At 73.0% G+C, this 389-nt stretch carries 1 protein-coding gene; it reads left to right on the top strand.

All coding sequences use genetic code 11. From position 1 onward, the window contains the following. On the top strand, positions 1-389 hold a 389-nt coding region (locus DZA62_RS35315), incomplete at both ends, for an alpha-L-fucosidase (protein ID WP_198664551.1).

The raw sequence follows: 389 nt of genomic DNA on the forward strand, positions 1-389 counted from the left end.
CCGGGCGGCCGCGACGTCTCGCGTTACGCGGACTACCTGCACGGGCAGGTCGAGGAGCTGCTCACCCGGTACGCGCCGGTCGACACCATGTGGTTCGACTTCTCCTACCCGGACCGGCGCGACGCGGCCGGCCGCCCGCTCGCCGGTGGCAAGGGCCGCGCCGACTGGCGCTCCGAAGAGCTGATCGCGCTGGTCCGCCGGCTCGCGCCGGGAGCGCTGATCAACGACCGCCTCGACGTCGACGGCGCGGCCGACTTCGTCACACCGGAGCAGTACCAGCCGGCGGCGCCCGTGGTCATCGACGGCGTCCCGGTCACCTGGGAGGCCTGCCAGACCCTGAACGGCAGCTGGGGCTACCACCGCGACAACCTCGACTGGAAGTCGCCGGA

Origin of the sequence: Jiangella endophytica, assembly GCF_003427025.1 — a bacterium.
In the GTDB taxonomy this organism is placed as follows: Bacteria; Actinomycetota; Actinomycetes; order Jiangellales; family Jiangellaceae; genus Jiangella; species Jiangella endophytica.